This window comes from Lysobacter sp. P5_C4 (assembly GCF_054049695.1).
Window position 1 is genome coordinate 38,936 of the sequence record NZ_JBFULX010000005.1, and the last position, 19,644, is coordinate 58,579.

General features: G+C 67.3%; 16 protein-coding genes. 9 read left to right on the forward strand and 7 right to left on the reverse strand.

Annotated elements, in window-relative coordinates:
• The first annotated feature begins 10 nt into the window (after positions 1 to 10).
• Both ACXJJ8_RS12725 and ACXJJ8_RS12730 read left to right on the forward strand, forming a co-directional pair.
• On the forward strand, positions 11 to 412 hold the full coding sequence (locus tag ACXJJ8_RS12725; protein ID WP_499030650.1) for a hypothetical protein: 402 nt from the start codon (positions 11 to 13) through the stop codon (positions 410 to 412).
• On the forward strand, positions 409 to 651 hold the full coding sequence (locus ACXJJ8_RS12730) for a hypothetical protein (RefSeq protein WP_499030652.1): 243 nt from the start codon (positions 409 to 411) through the stop codon (positions 649 to 651). Before ACXJJ8_RS12725 ends, ACXJJ8_RS12730 begins: the two co-directional genes overlap by 4 nt.
• Position 652: 1 nt before the next feature.
• Here the strand turns inward: ACXJJ8_RS12730 and grxD are convergent, their stop codons facing one another.
• Entirely contained in the window at positions 653 to 1,576 is a 924-nt protein-coding gene (grxD, locus tag ACXJJ8_RS12735) for a Grx4 family monothiol glutaredoxin (protein WP_499030655.1), read from the reverse strand.
• 57 nt (positions 1,577 to 1,633) lie between these two features.
• Between grxD and ACXJJ8_RS12740 the strand changes: the two genes are divergently transcribed.
• A complete protein-coding gene (locus ACXJJ8_RS12740) occupies positions 1,634 to 2,410 on the forward strand; it encodes a polysaccharide deacetylase family protein (protein WP_499030657.1) in 777 nt (258 codons plus the stop codon).
• 9 nt (positions 2,411 to 2,419) lie between these two features.
• On the opposite strand, the gene ACXJJ8_RS12745 is transcribed toward ACXJJ8_RS12740, so the two are convergent.
• From ACXJJ8_RS12745 to ACXJJ8_RS12755, 3 genes are read right to left on the reverse strand one after another with little or no spacing between them, the layout of a single operon-like run.
• A complete protein-coding gene (locus tag ACXJJ8_RS12745; RefSeq protein WP_499031099.1) occupies positions 2,420 to 3,091 on the reverse strand; it encodes a class I SAM-dependent methyltransferase in 672 nt (223 codons plus the stop codon).
• Between the two features lie 11 nt (positions 3,092 to 3,102).
• Positions 3,103 to 3,717 carry an SGNH/GDSL hydrolase family protein gene (locus tag ACXJJ8_RS12750; protein WP_499030660.1) on the reverse strand — a complete coding sequence of 205 codons (615 nt, stop codon included), beginning with the start codon at positions 3,715 to 3,717 and terminating at the stop codon, positions 3,103 to 3,105.
• A complete protein-coding gene (locus tag ACXJJ8_RS12755; RefSeq protein WP_499030662.1) occupies positions 3,717 to 4,976 on the reverse strand; it encodes an aminotransferase class I/II-fold pyridoxal phosphate-dependent enzyme in 1,260 nt (419 codons plus the stop codon). The genes ACXJJ8_RS12750 and ACXJJ8_RS12755 overlap by 1 nt, the downstream gene beginning before the upstream one ends.
• 77 nt (positions 4,977 to 5,053) lie before the next feature.
• Here ACXJJ8_RS12755 and rsgA point away from each other — a divergent pair, with 77 nt between their 5' ends.
• Together rsgA and ACXJJ8_RS12765 are read left to right on the forward strand one after the other, a co-directional pair.
• Positions 5,054 to 6,160 carry a ribosome small subunit-dependent GTPase A gene (gene rsgA / locus ACXJJ8_RS12760; protein WP_499030665.1) on the forward strand — a complete coding sequence of 369 codons (1,107 nt, stop codon included), beginning with the start codon at positions 5,054 to 5,056 and terminating at the stop codon, positions 6,158 to 6,160.
• A complete protein-coding gene (locus ACXJJ8_RS12765; protein ID WP_499030667.1) occupies positions 6,160 to 7,425 on the forward strand; it encodes a flavohemoglobin expression-modulating QEGLA motif protein in 1,266 nt (421 codons plus the stop codon). The genes rsgA and ACXJJ8_RS12765 overlap by 1 nt, the downstream gene beginning before the upstream one ends.
• Here the strand turns inward: ACXJJ8_RS12765 and ACXJJ8_RS12770 are convergent, their stop codons facing one another.
• The gene (locus tag ACXJJ8_RS12770; protein WP_499030669.1) at positions 7,426 to 8,772 is read right to left on the reverse strand and encodes a glycosyltransferase family protein; all 1,347 of its coding nucleotides are present in this window, start codon (positions 8,770 to 8,772) and stop codon (positions 7,426 to 7,428) included. It lies immediately after the preceding gene.
• 105 nt (positions 8,773 to 8,877) lie between these two features.
• Here ACXJJ8_RS12770 and ACXJJ8_RS12775 point away from each other — a divergent pair, with 105 nt between their 5' ends.
• The gene (locus ACXJJ8_RS12775; protein WP_499030672.1) at positions 8,878 to 11,148 is read left to right on the forward strand and encodes an NADP-dependent malic enzyme; all 2,271 of its coding nucleotides are present in this window, start codon (positions 8,878 to 8,880) and stop codon (positions 11,146 to 11,148) included.
• A gap of 39 nt (positions 11,149 to 11,187) precedes the next feature.
• On the forward strand, positions 11,188 to 13,839 hold the full coding sequence (locus ACXJJ8_RS12780) for a glycosyltransferase (RefSeq protein WP_499030674.1): 2,652 nt from the start codon (positions 11,188 to 11,190) through the stop codon (positions 13,837 to 13,839).
• Positions 13,840 to 13,855: 16 nt separating this feature from the next.
• Here the strand turns inward: ACXJJ8_RS12780 and ACXJJ8_RS12785 are convergent, their stop codons facing one another.
• Entirely contained in the window at positions 13,856 to 14,827 is a 972-nt protein-coding gene (locus ACXJJ8_RS12785; protein WP_499030677.1) for a glycosyltransferase family 2 protein, read from the reverse strand.
• Between the two features lie 374 nt (positions 14,828 to 15,201).
• On the opposite strand from ACXJJ8_RS12785, the gene ACXJJ8_RS12790 reads away from it, so the two are divergent.
• Positions 15,202 to 15,864: a glycosyltransferase family 2 protein gene (locus tag ACXJJ8_RS12790; RefSeq protein ID WP_499030680.1), complete on the forward strand. Its 663-nt coding sequence runs from the start codon at positions 15,202 to 15,204 to the stop codon at positions 15,862 to 15,864.
• Here ACXJJ8_RS12790 and ACXJJ8_RS12795 read toward each other — a convergent pair.
• Positions 15,857 to 16,828 carry a glycosyltransferase gene (locus ACXJJ8_RS12795; protein WP_499030683.1) on the reverse strand — a complete coding sequence of 324 codons (972 nt, stop codon included), beginning with the start codon at positions 16,826 to 16,828 and terminating at the stop codon, positions 15,857 to 15,859. The two genes, ACXJJ8_RS12790 and ACXJJ8_RS12795, sit on opposite strands and share 8 nt — an antisense overlap.
• A gap of 127 nt (positions 16,829 to 16,955) precedes the next feature.
• On the opposite strand from ACXJJ8_RS12795, the gene aceE reads away from it, so the two are divergent.
• Positions 16,956 to 19,643, forward strand: coding sequence for a pyruvate dehydrogenase (acetyl-transferring), homodimeric type (aceE, locus tag ACXJJ8_RS12800; protein ID WP_499030686.1), 2,688 nt, complete (start codon positions 16,956 to 16,958; stop codon positions 19,641 to 19,643).
• The last annotated feature ends 1 nt before the right edge of the window (position 19,644 follow it).

Genomic DNA, 19,644 nt, shown 5'->3' on the forward strand with positions numbered 1-19,644 from the left:
CATCGCGACCATGATCACCACCTTGCTGCTCCTCGCCGCCACGGCGACCACGCCCGCCGCAGCCGCGACCACCGCCCCGGCGGCGACCGCCGTTGCAACACTCGACTACGACGCCGCGAAGGCGCTGGCCGATCGCGACGAAGCCGCGATGCCGAAGCTTTCCGCGGGCATGCTGCGGCGTTCGCAGGCCGGCGTGCTCGATCGCGCCGCCGACAGTTGCCGCACGGACGAGGCGCCGAAGTCCTTCACCGTCGTGCTCGAACTCGACGCGCAGGGCAGGGCGACGAACCACTGGCGCAGCGCGGAGACCGCGCTGGCCAAGTGCATGGACGAGAAGCTGTCGCGGCAGATGTTCTACGTGCCGCAACAAGCGCCGTTCTACATCTCGTTTGAAGTGTCGTTCACGAAGTGACGACGGGCGACTACAGGCGTCGGTCGAAACCCGGGCTGCAACAGGCGATCGGCCTGTTGCTCATCGGTGCCGCACTCGCGGGCTGGGGATTCTGGCATCTCGCCGGATTCATGCAGGCGAACAACAATGCCCTGGGTGCGACGACCCCCATCCAACCACGGCTGGTGATGGACGCGTTGTTCGCCGTCCTCGGCGTCGTCGCGCTGTTGCGCGGCGTGCGCGCACTGTTGGCGCGCTGACTCAGTATTTCGCGACGCCCGCCTCGACGTCCGCCCACGCATCGATGCCGCCGGCGATGTTGTAGACCTCGCCGAACCCCTGCTGACGGAAATGTTCCGCCGCCTGCGCGCTGCGGTTGCCGTGATGGCACAGGAACGCGAGCGCGGTGTCTTTCGGCAGCGCTTCGATCGATTCCAGTCCGCCGTCGAGATTCAGCACCTCGCCACCGATCGCCGCGAGTGCGCGTTCTTCCGACGGGCGCACGTCGACGATGCGCAACGTGCCGGCATCGCGGCGTTGCATCGCCTCGGCCGGCGTCATCGATTTCACCACCGGCGGTGCATTCGGGTTCTCGATGACCAGGCCGCGGCCGCGGGCGTCGTCGGCCCAATCGATGCGCAGGCCTTCGGCGCGGCGGGCGCCGGCCAGGTCGAACTCGACGCGGATCCCGTCGAAGGTTGCGGTGATCGCATTCGGATCGGGCTGCGCCAGGTGCAGGCGCGTGCGGTATTGCGGATCGATGTCCATGCGCACGACGACATCGCCGCCGGCATCGTTGATCGCCGTGCGCAGCATCGCGATGGCGGCTTCGCCGATGTGGATCGTCGGCGGCGTGCGATCCGGCGGCGGCAGGCCGAGCGCGCCGTGCAGTTCGCCCGAGTTGGCCATCTGCTCGATGATGTCGCTGCCACCGACCAGTTCGCCGCCGATGTAGAGCTGCGGGATCGTCGGCCAATCGCCGTAGAGCTTGATCGCGTCGCGGATTTCCGGGTCGGCCAGCACGTCGACATGCTTGTAGTCGATGCCAAGCGAATTGAGCGCGCCCACGGCCTTCGCCGAGAAGCCGCACTGCGGCGCCTGCGGTTGTCCCTTCATGAACAGGACGATGCGGTTGTCCGCGAGCAGCGAGTCGATGCGCGAACGCAGGGCGGGGTCGAGGGACATGGGGGCATTCCGGAACTGCTGGAGCGCCAATTGTAATCCTTGGGGCAAGATGCACCCATGACCGTGGTCGTCGCTCCCCGCCTTGTCCCGCGCCGCCCCCATGTCTGGGCGTGGTGCCTGGTGCTGTCGCAGGCGCTCGTCGCGTGGCTGTGGTGGCGTTTCGGCTGGCAGGTCGGGCTGCCGGCGATGGTCGCCTCGCATGCGCCGTTCTGGTGGGCGACGCTGGTGCCGGATTCGGCCCTGTTCAGCCCGGTGTTGCGGCGCCTGCCGACCGAGGCGCCAGTGGCCTGGCTGACGATCGACGATGGCCCCTCGCAGGACACGCCCGCGGTGCTCGACTTGCTCGATGCGTTCGACGCGAAGGCCACCTTCTTCCTCGTCGGCGAACGTGCCCGTGCGCACCCCGACCTCGTGCGCGAAATCGCGCGCCGCGGCCACGGCATCGGCAACCACAGCGCGACGCATCCGCAAGCCTGGTTCTGGGCCTTGCCGCCTACGCGCATGCGCGAGGAAATCGAACGGACGCAGGTCACGCTGCGCGAACTCACCGGCGCGACGCCGCATTGGTTCCGCGCGGTCGTCGGCATGGCCAATCCGTTCGTTGCGGCGGTGTTGAAGGCGCAGGGCATGACGCGCGTGGCGTGGAGCGCGCGCGGATACGATGCGTTCGCTTCGGATCCACGCCGCGTGGCCGATCGCATCGAACGACAGCTTTCGCCCGGTGCCATCGTCCTGCTGCACGAAGGCGCGAAGCACGGCCGCAATGTCGAGGCATTGCGCGCGGTGCTCGAGCGATTGCAGGCGCGCGGTTATCGCGTGGTGCTTCCCGGTTGAAGGGGACTCTCAGTCGCGGGTCGCGACGATCCGCCAGTTGTTGAACGGCGTGTTGCCATAGAGCGGCGTGAACGTCGCACGCAGGCCCGCGCGTTCGAAACGCACGCGAAGGTCGTCCGCGTCCGGGTAGGCCTTCGGCGCGGACGGCATCCAATGCACCATGCGCGAGAACACATCGATGCGTCGCGTCGTGCGTGCGCGCACGCTGCCGTCGTCCAGGCCCGTGCGGATCACGAGTTTCCCGCCCGGCGCGATGCACGCGATCGCGCTGGCGAGGATCGCGTCCTGCGCTTGCGGCGGGACGAATTGCAGGACGTCGAGCACGGTGACGCTTCCGTCGTGCGCGGGCATGCCGGCCGCCAGGTCGACCACGTCGAAGGCGACATCCCGCAGCCCTGCGCGCAGGGCGCCACGCTGCGCTTGCGCGATCTTCGGTGCGTCGATGTCCACGCCGCGGTACGGCATCGACAACCCATGCGTCCGCAATGCATGTGCGAGCAGGCCGATGCCGCAGCCCAGATCGAGCACGGGCGCGGACGTCCCGCGCAAGGCGTCGATCACGCCGGGATACAACGGGTCGGTCCGCAATTTCACGCGCGAGTAGTAGTACAGCGAACGATTGCCGTACCAGCGATCCGGCAGGAACGCCCGAGCGATGCGCAGCGCATCGGCTGCCGGCAGCGCGGCGTCGTTCATCGCGCCAACAACCCGCGCGCGACGGGAAGCGCGAGCTGCGTCCACGTCGTGTAGGCCGCGCCGTCGGGGTGCAGACCGTCTTCGGCCACCTGCAGGGGATTGGCGCGACTCGCGGGCGTGATGTCGACGAATGCAACGCCCTGTTGTTCCGCGATCTCGCGCGCGGCTGCGTTGAACGCGTCGATTTCACCGGAGATGTTCGCGCGCTCGCGCGCTTCGGTCTTCGCGAAGGGCGTGAGGCCCCAATCGGGAATGCTCAGGACGAGCACGCGGTCCGCGCGGCCGTTCGCGAACCCGATCGCGCGCGCGAGCAACGCCCGGAATTCGCTGCGATAGTCCGGCACCGTGCGCCCGCGATACTGGTTGTTCACGCCGATCAGCAGCGACACCAGGTCCCAGTGGCCGAGGGGCTCGGCCGCGTCGATGGCGGCGTTGAGTTCGTCGGTGGTCCAGCCCGTGGTGGCGATGATGCGCGGATCGCGCAGGCCGATCTTTTCCTCGCGCAAGGCCCGCGCAAGCTGCACCGGCCAGCGCAGCGACGCATCGACGCCTTCGCCGATCGTGTAACTGTCGCCGAGCGCGAGGTACCGCATGCCGGCGAGCTTGCGCATCAGGCCACCGCGCTGCGTTGCGCGAGGGCCGCTTCGGCGCATCGTCCGAGAACGCGCTCGATCCGCGAGAACACCTCGCGCAATACCGGCGCTTCGGGCAACAAGGTCACCCGGAAATGATTGCGGAAGGGCACGTTGAAACTCGATCCGGGCACGATCAGCACGTCTTCGTGCTCCAGCATTTCCAGGGCGAAGGCATGGTCGTCGAAACCTTCGGCGGCCTCGCCGATGACGGCGGGGAAGCCGTACAGGGCGGCCTGCGGTGCGACCAGCGACAGATGCTCGCTGGCTTCGCAGCATTGGATCAGCGCCTCGCGCGTCGCATGCAGGCGTCCGCCGGGCGAGGTCAACGCACGGATGGTGTCGACGCCGTGCAGCGCCTGCTCGATCGCGAATTGCCCCGGCACGTTCGCGCACAAACGCAGCGCGCCGAGCAGATCCATCGCGTGGTGGAAGTCGCCGCTGGCCAGCGGATCGCCGCTCAACACCGCCCAGCCCACGCGCCAGCCGCAGGCGCGATGGACTTTGGACAAACCGCCGAACGACAGGCACGGCAGGTCGCCGGCCAGCGGCGCGAGCGGTTGGAACGTGGCCTCGTCGTACAGGATTTCGTCGTAGATCTCGTCGGACATCAGCAGCAACTGATGCTTCGCGGCGATCGCCACGATGCGTTCGAGCAGTTCGCGCGGGTAGCTCGCGCCGGTCGGGTTGTTGGGATTGATCAACACGATCGCGCGCGTACGCGGCGAAACAAGCGTCGCGATCTCTTCCGGGTCCGGGAGAAATCCGTTCTCCGCCTCGCAGCGGTAATACACCGGGCGCCCATCGTTGAGGATCGTCGCCGCCGACCACAACGGGTAGTCGGGCGAGGGCAGCAGGACTTCGTCGCCGGGATTGAGCAGCGCGCGCAGGCTGAGATCGATCAGCTCGCTGACGCCATTGCCGACGAACACGCGTTCGGGTGAAGCGTTCGGCGTACCGCGGCGGCGATGGAATTGCGCGATCGCCTCGCGCGCGGCGGGCAGGCCCTGTTGGTGCGTGTAGGGATCGGTCTGGGCGATTCCGTCGGCAATCGCGCGCTGCAGGTGTTCCGGCGCGCGGAAGCCGAAGGCGCCCGGGTTGCCGATATTGAGCTTCACCAGGGTACGGCCCTGGGCCTCCAGCTCGCGGGCGCGTCGCGCCAGCTCCCCGCGGATCTCGTATCGGACTTCGGACAGGCGTTCGCGGGTCTTCAGGCTGCGCAGGGACATCGGCGGCATTCGAAAAACGTGGAGGCACGCAAGCCTACCAGCACGGGGAGCGCTAGAATCCGGCAGATGACGACCCGCACCCGCCCGTGACCCCTTCCCTGCGCGCCATCGGCTGGCCCTACGCCGCGCAGGTGGACGACGCGGCCTGGCGGGAAACGTTTGCAGCACATCCGCAGGCGCGCCCGGCGCGCGTGACCGAACAGCACCGCACCGGTTACGTCGTCGCCGAAGGTCCCGACGCCGGCTTCAAGGCCGAATCCCCGCCCGAGTGGCAGCGCGCCTCCAGCTATCGCAAGGGCGGCATCGCGCCGGAAGAGCGCGCGGCGGTCGGCGATTGGGTGCTGCTGGAAGGCAAGCGCATCGTCGCGCTGCTGCCGCGCCACACGGCGATCAAGCGCGGCGCGGCGGGGGAGCACTACAAGCAGCAATTGATCGCGGCCAACATCGACACGGTGTTCGTCGTGTGCGGGCTCGACGCGGACTTCAATCCGCGCCGCATCGAACGTTACCTCGTGCTCATCGGCGGCAGCGGCGTGGTGCCGGTCGTCGTGCTCACGAAGGCCGACAAGGCGCTGGCCGAAGACGCGAACGCCATCGACGATGCGCGCGCCGCCCTCGAAGGCGTCGCGCAGGGCGTGCACGTGGTGCCCGTGAACGCGAAGGATCCCGACAGCGTCGCCGCGCTGGCACCCTGGCTGGGTGCGGGGCAGAGCATCGTCCTGGTGGGGTCTTCCGGCGCGGGCAAGTCCACGGTCACCAACACGCTGCTCGGCGTGGAAAAGATGAAGACCGGCGAAGTCCGCGAAAGCGATTCCCGCGGCCGCCACACGACGACGCATCGCGCGCTGATCCCGCTGCCCTCGGGCGCCTGCATGATCGATACGCCGGGCATGCGCGAGCTCAAGCCGACGGGCGAAGAAGACATCGCAGAGAATTTCGGCGACATCGAAGCGCTCGCCGAGCAATGCCGCTTCCGCGATTGCCAGCACGCCAGGGAACCCGGTTGTGCGGTGCGCGCGGCGATCGAAGCCGGCACCTTGGATCCGCATCGCTTCGCCAACTTCCTGAAGCTGCGCGGCGAGGTCGCCGGCGCCGCCAACCAGCTCGCGACGCGCCTGAGCCAGAAAGCGAACGACAAGGTGCAAAACAAGGCGCTGTACAAACGCATCGACGACAAATACGGTCGCCACTGATGGTCGAGCTGGCCGACGACATCCTCTTTCATGCGGCACTCGACGCGCGCATGGTGAAGGCCGCACGCAGCATCCGGCTGCTGAACATGGTGAGTTGGCCGGCGAGCGAACAAGCCAGCTTCATGGCCTCCTACAACCGCGGCGAATACGCGCTGCCCAGGCACGAATACCCGAAGTACGATTTCACCGAAGCGCGCCGCGAGCTCGCCGCGATCGAAAAGGCCGCCGACCCCGACCATCCGCTCGGCCATTACGTCTGCGATTCCGCGCGCAGCTGGGGCATCGCCTGCGAGTTGCTGGAGAACCTCGGCACGCCGGAGGTCACGCGACATTCGATCCGCCTGTTCGGCCGCCCCGACGAACCCTTGCCCGGCGGCGGTCCGACCACGCGCGAGGCGGCGCATCACTTCATCGACATCGCCAACGAGCTCGACAAGGAATTGCTCGCGCCGGAAGAACAGGTGCAGATCTCCGCGACCGCGTTGCAGCTGCAGTTGCAGGCCTCGCTCGATGATTTCTTCAACGCGCGCCTGATCGAAGTGGTGCTCGACCCCGAGCTGATCGCGAAGGCCGCCGCCGGCGCCACGCGCATCCGTCTGAGGTCGAGCGCCGCGTTCAGCGACTACGATCGCCACCAGTTGCTCGAGCACGAAGCATTCGTCCATTCGCTCACCGCCCTCAACGGGCGCGAGCAGCCGCAATTGCAGAGCCTGTCGTTGTCCTCGCCGCGTACGACGGCGACCCAGGAAGGCCTGGCGACCTTCGCCGAGCAGATCACCGGCAGCATCGACATCGAGCGCATGAAGCGCATCAGCCTGCGCATCGAGGCGGTCGCGCGCGCGCTGGAAGGCGCGGATTTCATCGAGGTGTTCCGCTTCTTCCTCGACGCGGACAATCCGCCGCTGGAGAGTTTCGTCTCGGCGCAACGCGTGTTCCGGGGCGTGCCGACGACCGGCGGCTATGCGTTCACCAAGGACACGGTCTATGTGCGCGGCCTGATCGGCGTGCACACCTTCTTCCGCTGGGCGTTGCGCAATCGCAAGCTGCGGCTGTGCCGGATGTTGTTCGCGGGCAAGATGACGCTCGCCGACGTGCAGCGGTTCGAACCGATGTTCGATTGCGGCGCGCTGACGCACCCGCGCTGGTTGCCCCAATGGGTATCGCGCGCCAACGGGCTCGCCGGCATGCTCGCCTTCTCGCTGTTCGCCAACCGCATCCGGCTCGACCAGGTGATGGCGTCGGAAGGCCTGTTCGAACTGCAGTGATCAGCGGGCCGGTGCGAGCCGGCCGTCGTGCGCGATCGTGTAGTCGGCCGGTTCCGAGGGGCCGACCAGGCGGATGCGGTCTCCGATCGGCACTTCGCGATACGCGGGGATCTCGTGCGTCAGGCGCTGGAACATCCATCCCTTGGCGTCCGCGGCAGGCCGCAGGCGCAAGGCCGGTCCATCGAGCGCGCGGTTCCGCAGCACATCGGCGAGCGCCGGTGAAAACACCGACTGCACGCGCCCCACGTCGAGCATCACGCCCATCACCACCACGCCGTGCAGCACGGTCATCAGGGCCATCGTGCCGAGCGCCATGCGACCCCACCGCGCAGTGCGCGCCCACGCCGCCGCGCCGCACAGCGCATACACGGCCGCGAAGCCGTAGGCATAGTGGTTCGCCGAGGCGCCGAGCAGCAACACCGGGCCGAGCGCCGCGCCGCCGGCGATGATCGCGAAAGCCGCCAGGCGCCGGCTGCCGCGCCACATCGCCGCGAGCCACGCGCACCACAACACCGCGGCCATCAGCAGGTACTTGAAGCTCGACTGGGAGAGCGTGGCCTGTCCTTCGATCACGCGGACCATCGGGGAGAACAACTGGTATTCGACCCAGCGCACGGCGACATTGGCCACGTTCGCGGTGTAGAGCGCCGGCTTGTCCGTCGTCTCGAGCAACACCGGCAGGCGCACGGCCAGGTACGCCGCGGCCGCAGCCCAGGCCCCCAGCGCCGCCGCGCCCCAGCGCTTCTGGCGCGTGAACGCCCATGCGACCGAAGCGACAAGCGGAATCGACAGCGCGGCTTCCTTCGCGAGCAGGGCGACGAGCGTCGCGACCGCGGCGAAGACGGCGATCGCCCCCAACGACTGCGCGCGCAGCCCGAACCACGCGATCGCCAGGCCGCACGAAAGCCACGCCAGGTCGGCGATCGTCCCCACCCAACCGTGCGCGACCACCGCGTACGGGCTCAGCGCGAACACCAGCACCGCCACCGCGCACGTGCGCGCATCGATGCCCGCGCGGCGGCCGATCGCATACAGCAGCGTCGCATTCCCCGCGCCCCAGGCGACCAGGACCGCATGGAAGGCCTGCGGCGTGTCGAACAGTGCGCGCGACAGCACCATCCACAGGTTGAAGGTGAGGGGCCGGTACTGGAATGTCGCGACGTCGAACCAGTCGACCGAATGGTCCAGGTGGGTCGCGAAGTACGCCCACTGGAGCTCGTCGTGGCTGAAGTACCCCGGATTGAGTACCAGCGGCGCCTGGAGCAGGAACACCGCGAGCGCGACGGCCCACGGCGCCGGGCGCGCCAGCATCGCGGACCACCGCGGGGACAGGGACGCAACGCCCATGGAAAGAAGGTTCCGTGAAGACAGGCTGCATTCTAAGCATCGCGCGGCAACCACCGCCCGGCGCGGTGGGTAGAATCGACGACCCCACCCCGCGCCACGGCCAACATGTCCGACGATCTCAAGCAATCCGCGCTCGACTACCACCGCATGGAGCCGCGCGGGAAGATCAAGGTCGTCCCGACCAAGCCGATGGTGACCCAGCGCGACCTGTCGCTGGCCTACTCGCCCGGCGTGGCCTACGCCTGCGAAGCGATCGTCGCCGATCCCAACCAGGCCAGCGCCATGACCGCGCGCGGCAACCTGGTCGCGGTGATCACCAACGGCACCGCGGTCCTGGGCCTGGGCGACATCGGCCCGCTCGCCGGCAAGCCGGTGATGGAAGGCAAGGGCGTGCTGTTCCAGAAGTTCGCGGGCATCGACGTGTTCGACATCGAGATCGACGAGCGCGACCCCGACAAGCTGGTCGACATCATCGCCTCGCTGGAGCCGACCTTCGGCGGCATCAACCTGGAAGACATCAAGGCGCCGGAGTGCTTCATCGTCGAGCGCAAGTTGCGCGAGCGGATGAACATCCCGGTCTTCCACGACGACCAGCACGGCACCGCGATCATCGTCGGCGCCGCAGTGCTCAACGCCCTGGAGATCGTCGGCAAGAAGATTTCCGAAGTGAAGCTCGCCACCGCCGGCGCGGGCGCCGCGGGCATCGCGTGCCTGGACATGCTGGTCGCGCTGGGCATGAAGCCGGAAAACATCCTCGCCTTCGATCGCGAGGGCGTGCTTTACACCGGCCGCGGCCACATGGATCCGGACAAGCAGCGTTACGCGCGCGACACCGACAAGCGCACGCTCGCCGAGATCCTCGATGGTGCGGATGTCTTCCTCGGCCTGTCGGCCGGCGGCATCCTCAAGCCGGAGATGGTCGTCACGATGGCGCGGCGCCCGATCATCCTCGCGCTCGCCAACCCGAACCCGGAGATCTCGCCGGAAGAAGCCAAGCGCGTGCGCCCCGACGCGATCATCGCGACGGGCCGTTCGGATTATCCGAACCAGGTCAACAATGCGCTGTGCTTCCCTTACATCTTCCGCGGCGCGCTCGACGTGGGCGCCACGGAAATCAACGAGGCGATGAAGCTGGCATGCGTGCGCGCGATCGCCGCGCTCGCGCGCCGCGAAGCCTCCGATCTCGGCGCCGCCTACGGTGGCGAAATGCCGTGCTTCGGGCCCGACTACATCATCCCGCGCCCGTTCGATCCGCGCCTGCTCGTGATGCTCGCACCCGCCGTGGCGAAGGCCGCGATGGACTCGGGGATCGCCATGCGCCCGATCCTCGACTTCGCCGCTTACGAAGAGAAGCTCGGCCAGTTCATCTATCGCACCGGCCTGCTGATGAAGCCGGTCTACGACCGCGCGCGCGGCGACAAGCAGCGCGTGGTGTACGCAGAAGGCGAGGAAGAAACGGTGCTGCGTGCCGTGCAGACGGTGATCGACGAAGGCATGGCCGCGCCGATCCTGATCGGCCGGCCGGACGTCATCGAAACGCGCATCGAACGCCTCGGCCTGCGCATGCGCCCGGGCGTGGATTTCGAACTGACGAACATCAACGACGATCCGCGCTTCAACGATTACTGGCACCAATACCACGCGCTCACCGAACGCCGCGGCGTGACGCCGGCGGCGGCGAAGAACCTGATGCGTTCGCGCCCGACGCTGATCGGCGCGCTGATGGTCGAACGCGGCGAAGCCGATGCGATGATCTGCGGCCTGGTCGGCCGCTATCACAAGAAGCTGGGCTACCTGCGCAGCGTGTTCGATCTCGACCCCGGTCTGACCAGCACGTCGGCCATGACGGGCGTGATCAACGAGCAGGGCGTGTGGTTCTTCCTCGATACGCACGTGCAGCTGGACCCCACGGCCGAGCAGATCGCCGAGAGCACGCTGCAGGCGAGCTATCGTTTGAAGCTGTTCGGCATCGAACCGAAGGTCGCGCTGCTCTCGCATTCGAATTTCGGCAGCCACGACGACGCCAGCGCGCGCAAGATGCGCCAGGTGCGCGAGATCCTCAAGGCGCGCGTGCCCAAGCTGGAAGTCGACGGCGAAATGATGGGCGACACCGCGTGGGACGAAGACCTGCGCCTGCGCATCATGCCCAACACCACGCTCAAGGGTCGCGCCAACCTGTACGTGATGCCGAACCTGGATTCGGCGAACATCACCTACAACATGGTGCGCGTGATGACCGACGGCGTGGCGATCGGACCGATCCTGATGGGCATCGACCAGCCGGCGCACATCCTAACGCCCGCCAGTACGCCGCGCCGCGTGGTGAACATGACCGCCATCGCCGCCGTCGAGGCGCAGATCCGCAAGGCTCGCTGAGCCGGCTTCGCCACACACGATTCGCAGGGCGCAACTTCGATGGGCGACGACACCCCGACCGCGACGATCCTCGTCATCGCCTACAAGATGGAGGCGATGATCGCCGACGCCATCCGCTCGGCGCTGGCGCAGACGATCCCGTGCGAAATCATCGTCTCCGACGATTGCTCGCCCGACGGTACGCTGGCCGCCGCCCGCAAGGCGCTCGAAGGCTACAGCGGCCCGCATCGCGTGACGGTGCGCAGCACGCCGCGCAACCTCGGCCTGTGCGCGCACCTGACCGAACTGGCGGGCATCGCCACCGGCGACGTGCTCATCTGCCAGGCGGGCGACGATGTTTCGTATCCGCAGCGCGTGCATCGGCTGCTCGCGGCGTTCACCGCGGACCCCGATGCGCAGATCGTCGGGTCGCTGGTCGACGACATCGACGCGCGCGGCAAGCCGATCGAACTCGCGGTGCGCGGCACGCCGTACGAAATCGACCAGGACTGGCTGTTGCGCCGGGGCAAGCTGGCCGCGGTGCTCGGTGCATCGATGGCGATTCGCCGCACGTTGCTGACCGACTTCCCGCCGATGGAAGGCATGGTCGAAGACAACATGCTCACCCTGCGCGCGGTGCTTGCGGGGCGTTGCTTCTGTTTGCAGCAGTCGTTGCTCGGCTATCGCCGGCACGATGCGAACCTCGGTGATTGGGTATTCGACCGCAGCGCGAACGATGCGGCCACCTACGAGCGCCGCAATCGCCGCGTGCTCGCGATGTATCGCGAAATCGCCGCCGACCAGCGCAAGTGCGTGGCCGCGCGTCCGGATCTGCCCGAAGGCAAACGCGCCATGGGCCTGCAATTGGCACAGATGTACGCGCTGGAAGCGGACATGCGCGAAGCGGTGCTCGACCAGCCGCGGCATCGCTGGCTGGCGCCGCTCTGGCGCGGCCTGATGCACCCGGGGTTGCGCCGCAAGAGCGTCGAGCGCGCGGTGAAGCTCGTCCTGCCGCGCAGCGCGTTCGGCCAGGGCGACCTCGCCGGACGCGCGGGCGGCCGCCTCAGGGATTGGAACCGCCGTCGCCTCGACGCGCGCCGCATCCACCACGCCGATCGCCGCGGCGAAGGCCCCGATTACACGCAATGGGTGGCGCAGTTCGACACGGTGGACGACAGCAAGCGTGCCGCGCTGGTGGAACGCGCGAACAAGCTGCCGCCGATGCCCATCGCCGTCGTGATGCCTGTGTACAACCCGTCGCCGGCGTGGCTCGCCGAAGCGATCGATTCGGTCATCGCGCAGGCGTACCCGCATTGGGAGCTGTGCATCGCCGACGATCTGTCGACCGATCCCGAAGTCGTCGCGACACTCGATGCCTACGCGCAACGCGACGAACGCATCCGCGTCGTGCATCGCCCCGTCAACGGCCACATCTCCGCTGCATCGAACTCCGCCCTGGAGATCGTCACCGCGCCCTGGGTCACGTTGCTCGACCACGACGATCTGCTTCCCGAGCACGCGCTGTTGTGCGTCGCCGAAGCGGTGGCAGCGCACCCCGACGCCGGGGTGGTCTATTCGGATGAAGACAAGGTCGACGACGCGAACCGCCGCCGCGAAGCCTTCTTCAAGCCCGACTGGAACCCGGAGCTGGCGCGCGCCTACAACCTGGTGTCGCATTTCGGCGCGTATCGCACGACGCTGTTGCGCGAGGTGGGCGGCTTCCGCGTCGGTTACGAAGGCGCGCAGGATTACGATCTGATGTTGCGCTGCGTGGACCGCCTCGCACCGACGCAGGTCGTGCATGTTCCGCACGTGCTGTATCACTGGCGCATCCACGACGCGAGCACCGCCGCGGGCAATGCGGTGAAACCGTATGCGCTCGAGGCGGGTCGCCGCGCGATCCTCGAGCATCTCGAACGCAATGGTCTGTCGGGCGAAGTGCACTCGCATCCGACCGGTCATTACATCGTCGATTACGCGCCGCCTTCGCCCTTGCCGAGCGCGACGGTCGTGATCGCCGATCCCGGCGATGCGGCGCTGTTGCAGGCTTGCCGGCAAGCCGTGCAGCGAACCCGTTATCCCGGCCTCGACCTCCGCGTCGCGGCCTCGACGCCTGCCGCGCTCAACGCCGCGGTGCGCGCGGCTGCAGGCGACATCGTCGTCTTCATCGACGGCCGGTGCGTGCCGGAAGACGACACGTGGCTGCTCCGCACGGTGACCTGGGCCGCGCGGCCGAAGGGCGGCGCGATCGGCGGCAAGTTGTTCGATCCGGAGAAGCACGTCATCGGGAACGGCGTGCTGATCGGCGTGGATGGCGCGTGGTCGGCGATGAATGGTGGCGCGCGCGCCGACGGCGATGGGTATGCCGGCCGCGCGAAACTGCCGCAGAACCTCACCGCGTTGATGCATGGCCTGGTGGCCTTGCCGCGGGCCGTGTTCGTCGATGCCGGCGGCCTGGACGAAACCTACGCGACGCTCACCGGCGCGATGCTCGATCTCACGCTGCGCATCGGGCGCAGCGGCTTGCGCCACACGTGGGTGCCGTCGCTGCGCATGCGCGTCGACGCGGCAGGCAACGCGTTCGCGACGAACGATGCCGACAACCGCAAGCTGGAATCAACGTGGGCGCTGTCGACGATGCTCGATCCGGCCTACAGCCCGAACCTGGGCAACAAGTCGAAGCATTACTGGTACGCGCACCCGCCGCGCTGAACCACGCCGCGCTGAATCAGCCGCCGAACAGCGAGGTGGTGAGCTTCGGCTCGCGGCGCGCGCGATTGGCCTTGCGACGGAAGCGCGCGTAGAAGCGCATGGCACGCAGCCACGAGTAGCCACCGTTCCACGGCGGCACGGACGCGCGGTCGCGCCATGTGAGCTTCAGCAGGCCGCGGAAGTCGTTGTCCAGGCCCGTGCGCAGCGCCTTCTGCCAATCGCGTGCCTGCGTGGCGACGGCCCAACGGGTGTCGCCGATCGCGCCCATCATGTAAGTCAACTGTTCGAGCCACCTGCGGTTGCGCGAGGGCGCACCCAGCGGCGTGGGCCGAAGCTTGCCCGACGCATCCTTGCCGAGCGGCGATGCCGCATCGTCGTGCCGGCGGAACTGCACCAATGGCTGGTCCACATAGGCCACGCCATTGCCGCTTGCCGCGCACAACGCGAGCCACCAGTCGTGATAGAGCTTTTCGGGGAACGGCCGCGCGTTGTCGAACACGCGGCGACGCACCACCATCGCGTGGCCCGATACCGTGTTCTGGAAGGCGTAACGCAACGCATCCCGGCCGGCGTGCATCGCGCCCAGATCGTCGGAGATGCGGCGGTTGAGCGGGCGGCCCGCTTCGTCGATGTAGGCCGAATCGCAATACGCCATGTCGGCATTGCCGATGGCGTCGGCAAGGATCGCGAGTTTGCGCGGATGCCAGATGTCGTCCTGGTCGCACGGTGCGATCAAAGGCGAGGTGCACATCGCCATGCATTTTTCGAAGGAACGCAGGTGGCCCAGGTTGGCCTTGTTCTCATGCAATTGGATGCGCGCATCGCGCCGCGCATACCAACGCAGGATTTCGCGCGAGCGATCGGTCGAACAATCGTCGACGACGATGATCTCGAGCACGACATCCTGCTGTGCGAGCAGCGAATCCAGCTGCGCCGGCAACCACCGTTCACCGTTGTACACGCATAGCGCGACCGACACGCGCGGCATGTGCGATGCATGCGCTGCCGTTTCGACCGCGGGCAGCCTCGGCTCCGGTCGACGGCGGGCTGAAGATGCGCTTCCTGGCGACATGAGGGCCTGGTACTTCCTGGGCAGGTGAGTCAAAGGTTACGTGGACTTGCCACACGGATCGGACACGGATGGTGAAAAATACGGCACGGCGTTCAGCTTTCACTTATTCGACGCCGGCTGCAACCGTTTACCCATTGGCCCTCGGGGCAGATTGTTACGGCCGCGAACGCCGGCAATCCACGGGTTTGCAACGGAATGTCCCGCTTTTCTCTATTTGGAGAATTTTCTCGTCGATGCTGAAGCGGCTTCGCCCTAGCGTGGCCGATACCTCATCAGTAAGCCGCAATCCGATGGCCATCACATTTGCGGAGCCCACGGTCGAGCGCGGGAGCGTGCGTGACGTCGCCATCGTCATTGTCGACCGCGCCGGCCTGTCGGCCCTGCAGCAATGCCTCCACCACGTGCGTGCGCAGACCGACCACGCGCCGTTCGACGTGGTCGTGGCCTCCACCCGCGCGCCGCCCCTGCGCAATGCGCTGTTCACCGGCGTGCGTTGGGCGAGCGCGGTGCATGCGGGAATCGCCGATGCGTGCAATCGTGCGATCCAGGCCATTTCGAACGACACGGTGGTGCTCCTCGACAGCCGTTGCCGGGGGTTCGATGCGCGATGGCTGACCGAACTGATGTCGCACGCACGACGCGAGGACGCGGGCCTCGTCGCGCCGCAACGCAACGACAACGACGATGCGATCGCCTGGGGATGCATCGCCGTGCGCCGCACCGTCTTCCTGCGAGACAGCGGTTTCGATCCGTCCTACCGCGACCTCGATTGCGCAACGGCGGATCTCGCACTGCGCATCGGCCTGCACGGGCTCAGGCACCGCGCGCTGTCGTCGGTGCCGGTGCGGCTGATCGAGCCCTCCACCATCGCGCGATTGCTCGGCCGCCACCGACAACGCACCGATCGCGACCGGCTGAACGCCGCGTGGCAACTTCCCGCGGGACTTACTTGAACAGCGGCCCGTAGAACGAGCGCTCGCGCTTGGCGCGCATGACCTTGTTGGCCACGCGGGTGTAATAGCGCAGGGCAGCGATCATTCGCGGCGCAGCGTGCGGCGGCACCGATCGGCGATCGCGCCACACCGCCTTCGCCAACGGCCAGGTCCTTCCATCTTCGGCAGCCAGCATCGCGAACAACCAGCGCCCGGCCACCAGCGGCGGAAACCACTGCGCATATCCGAGTTGTTCGAACACATACGACTGCTGCGCGAGCCACCGCTTGTTGTGCGACGAGGAGCGCTTGCGGCGCACGCCGGCCGCGACGTTCTTTCCCGCGGGCGAAGCCGCATCCGCATGGCGCCTGAAACGCACGAGGGCTTGGTCGACATACACCACGCCACCGCCGGACGCCGCGCACAGTGCCAACCACCAGTCGTGGTACAGCAGGCCCGGGAACGGCCGCGCGCTTTCGAACACGTCGCGCCGCACCACCAGCGCATGCCCCGACACCGTGTTGCCGAATGCGAAGCGCAACGCATCGCGGCCCGACAACATCACGTTGAGATCCTGCGACAGGCGCCGGCCGAGCGAACGCCCGTCGCCATCGATGTAGGCCGAATCGCAATACGCCAGGTCCGCGTCGCCCAGCGCCCGGGCGAGCGTCGCGAGTTTGCGCGGCTCCCAGACATCGTCCTGGTCGCACGGCGCAATCAAGGGCATCGTGCACAGCGCCATGCATTTCTCGAACGAACGCACGTGGCCGAGGTTGGTTTCGTTGAACTCCACGCGCACGCGCGGGTCGCGCGCGGCGTACTCGCGCAGGATCGCGAGCGAGCCGTCGTTGGAGACATCGTCCAGGGCCACCACTTCGAGCAGGACATCTTCCTGCGCCAGCACCGAGTCCAGCTGCTCACGCAGCCAGCGGGCGCCGTTGTGCACGCAGAGGGCGACTGAAACGCGGGGCAGGACGATGTTCATTGCGCCGATCTTACGGGGCGACCCCAAAGGGTGGCGTCGCCGCCGGTTAGTTTCACCGGAAAGCGAAAAGTGGCGTCCACGGGGCCGCTGCTAGAATCCCGGCTCTAACCGCACCGTTCGAACCCCCATGAATTGGCTCAACGATCTGCTTCTCAACGACCCGGACCCCTCCGAAACCCGTGAATGGGTCGAATCGCTCAAGGCGGTCATCGACAACGACGGTCCGGAGCGCGCGCACCAGTTGCTCGACAACATGGTCGAGCTCACCCGCCGCGCGGGCGCGCACCTGCCCTTCGCGCCGACCACCGAATACATCAACACCATCCCGCCGGCGCTGGAGGGCAAGTCGCCCGGCGACGCGGCGATGGAATGGCGCATCCGTTCGATCATCCGCTGGAACGCGCTGGCGATGGTCGTGCGCGCCAACCGCAAGCCCGGCGACCTCGGCGGCCACATCGCGTCCTTCGCCTCGGCGGCCACCTTGTACGACGTGGGCTTCAACCATTTCTGGCGCGGCCCGACCGCCGAACACCCCGGCGACCTGCTCTACATCCAGGGCCACAGCTCGCCCGGCATCTACGCGCGCAGCTTCCTGGAAGGCCGCATCAGCGAATCGCAGCTCGACAACTTCCGCATGGAAGTCGACGGCCGCGGCATCAGCTCCTACCCGCACCCCTGGCTGATGCCCGACTACTGGCAGACGCCGACGGTCAGCATGGGCCTGGGCCCGATCTCGGCGATCTACCAGGCGCGCTTCTGGAAATACCTCGAAGGCCGCGGCCTGATGCCGAAGACCGACCGCAAGGTCTGGTGCTTCCTCGGCGACGGTGAAACGGACGAACCCGAATCCCTCGGCGCGATCTCCGTCGCCGGCCGGGAAGGCCTCGACAACCTGGTCTTCGTCATCAACTGCAACCTGCAGCGCCTCGACGGCCCGGTGCGCGGCAACGGCAAGATCATCCAGGAACTCGAAGGCAGCTTCCGCGGCGCCGGCTGGAACGTGATCAAGCTCATCTGGGGCAGCTACTGGGATCCGCTCCTGGCGCGCGACACCCACGGCGTGCTGAAGAAGCTGATGATGGAAACCGTCGACGGCGAATACCAGAACTGCAAGGCCTTCGGCGGCGCGTACACGCGCGAGCATTTCTTCGGGAAGTACCCGGAGACCAAGGCGATGGTCGCCAATCTCTCCGACGACGACATCTGGCGCCTCAACCGCGGCGGCCACGATCCCCACAAGGTGTACGCCGCCTACGACCAGGCGACGAAGACCAAGGGCATGCCGACCGTCATCCTCGCCAAGACGGTGAAGGGTTACGGCATGGGCGCGGCGGGCGAAGCGCTCAATCCGACGCACCAGACCAAGAAGCTCGACGACGAAGCCGTGCGCATCTTCCGCGACCGCTTCAACATCCCGGTCACCGACGACCAGCTGAAAGACAGCGCCGTGCCGTTCTTCCACCCGGGCGAGAAATCGCCGGAAGTGGAATACCTCCAGGAACGTCGACGCGCACTCGGCGGCCACCTGCCGGCGCGCCGCCGCAAGGCGACGCAATCGCTCACCGCGCCGAAGCTCGAAGTGTTCGATCGCTTGCTCAAGAGCAGCGGCGACCGCGAAATCAGCACGACGATGGCCTTCGTGCAGAGCCTGTCGATCATCCTGCGCGACAAGGAAGTGGGCCCGCGCTGCGTGCCGATCGTCGCCGACGAAGCGCGCACCTTCGGCATGGAAGGCATGTTCCGCCAGCTGGGCATCTATGCCCCGCACGGCCAGAAGTACAAGCCGGTCGACCGCGACCAGCTGATGTATTACCGCGAGGATTCCGCCGGCCAGGTGCTGGAAGAAGGCATCACCGAATGCGGCGCGTTCTCCAGCTGGATGGCCGCGGCCACCAGCTACAGCACCAACGACCTGCAGATGGTGCCGTTCTACATCTACTACTCGATGTTCGGCTTCCAGCGCGTCGGCGACAGCGCCTGGCAAGCCGCCGACATGCGCGCGCGCGGCTTCCTCCTCGGCGCCACCGCGGGCCGCACCACGCTCAACGGCGAAGGCCTGCAACACGAAGACGGCCACAGCCAGGTCTTCGCGAGCGTCATCCCTAACTGCAAGAGCTACGACCCGACCTTCGGCTACGAAGTGGCGGTGATCCTGCAGCACGGCATGCAGCGCATGGTGGAAGAACAGCGCGACGAGTATTTCTATCTCACGCTGATGAACGAAAACTACGCGCATCCCGACATGCCCGCAGGCGCCGAAGCCGGCATCATCAAGGGCATGTACCTGCTGCGCGACGCCGGCAAGCCGAAGAAGGGCGAGCTGCGCGTCCAACTGATGGGCAGCGGCACGATCCTGCGGGAAGCCATCGCGGCCGCCGAGTTGTTGGATAAGGACTTCGGCGTGACCAGCGACATCTGGAGCTGCCCGAGCTTCAACGAACTCGCGCGCGACGGGTTCGATGCGGAGCGTTGGAACCGCCTGCATCCGGAGGACAAGGCGCGCAAGGCGTACGTCACGGAGTGCCTGGAAGGGCGCCAAGGGCCGGCGATCGCGGCGACGGATTACATCCGCACCTTCGCCGAGCAGATTCGTGCGTTCGTGCCGACGCGCTACACGGTACTGGGCACCGACGGCTTCGGCCGCTCGGATACGCGTGCGAACCTGCGCCGCCACTTCGAAGTCGACCGCAACTACATCGCGCACGCCGCGATCGCAGCGCTTGCCGCGGAAGGGAAGATGGCGGGGAAGGATGTGGCCCGCGCGATCAAGTTGTACAAGATCGACGTGGAGCGGGGGAATCCGCTGAGCGCGTAAA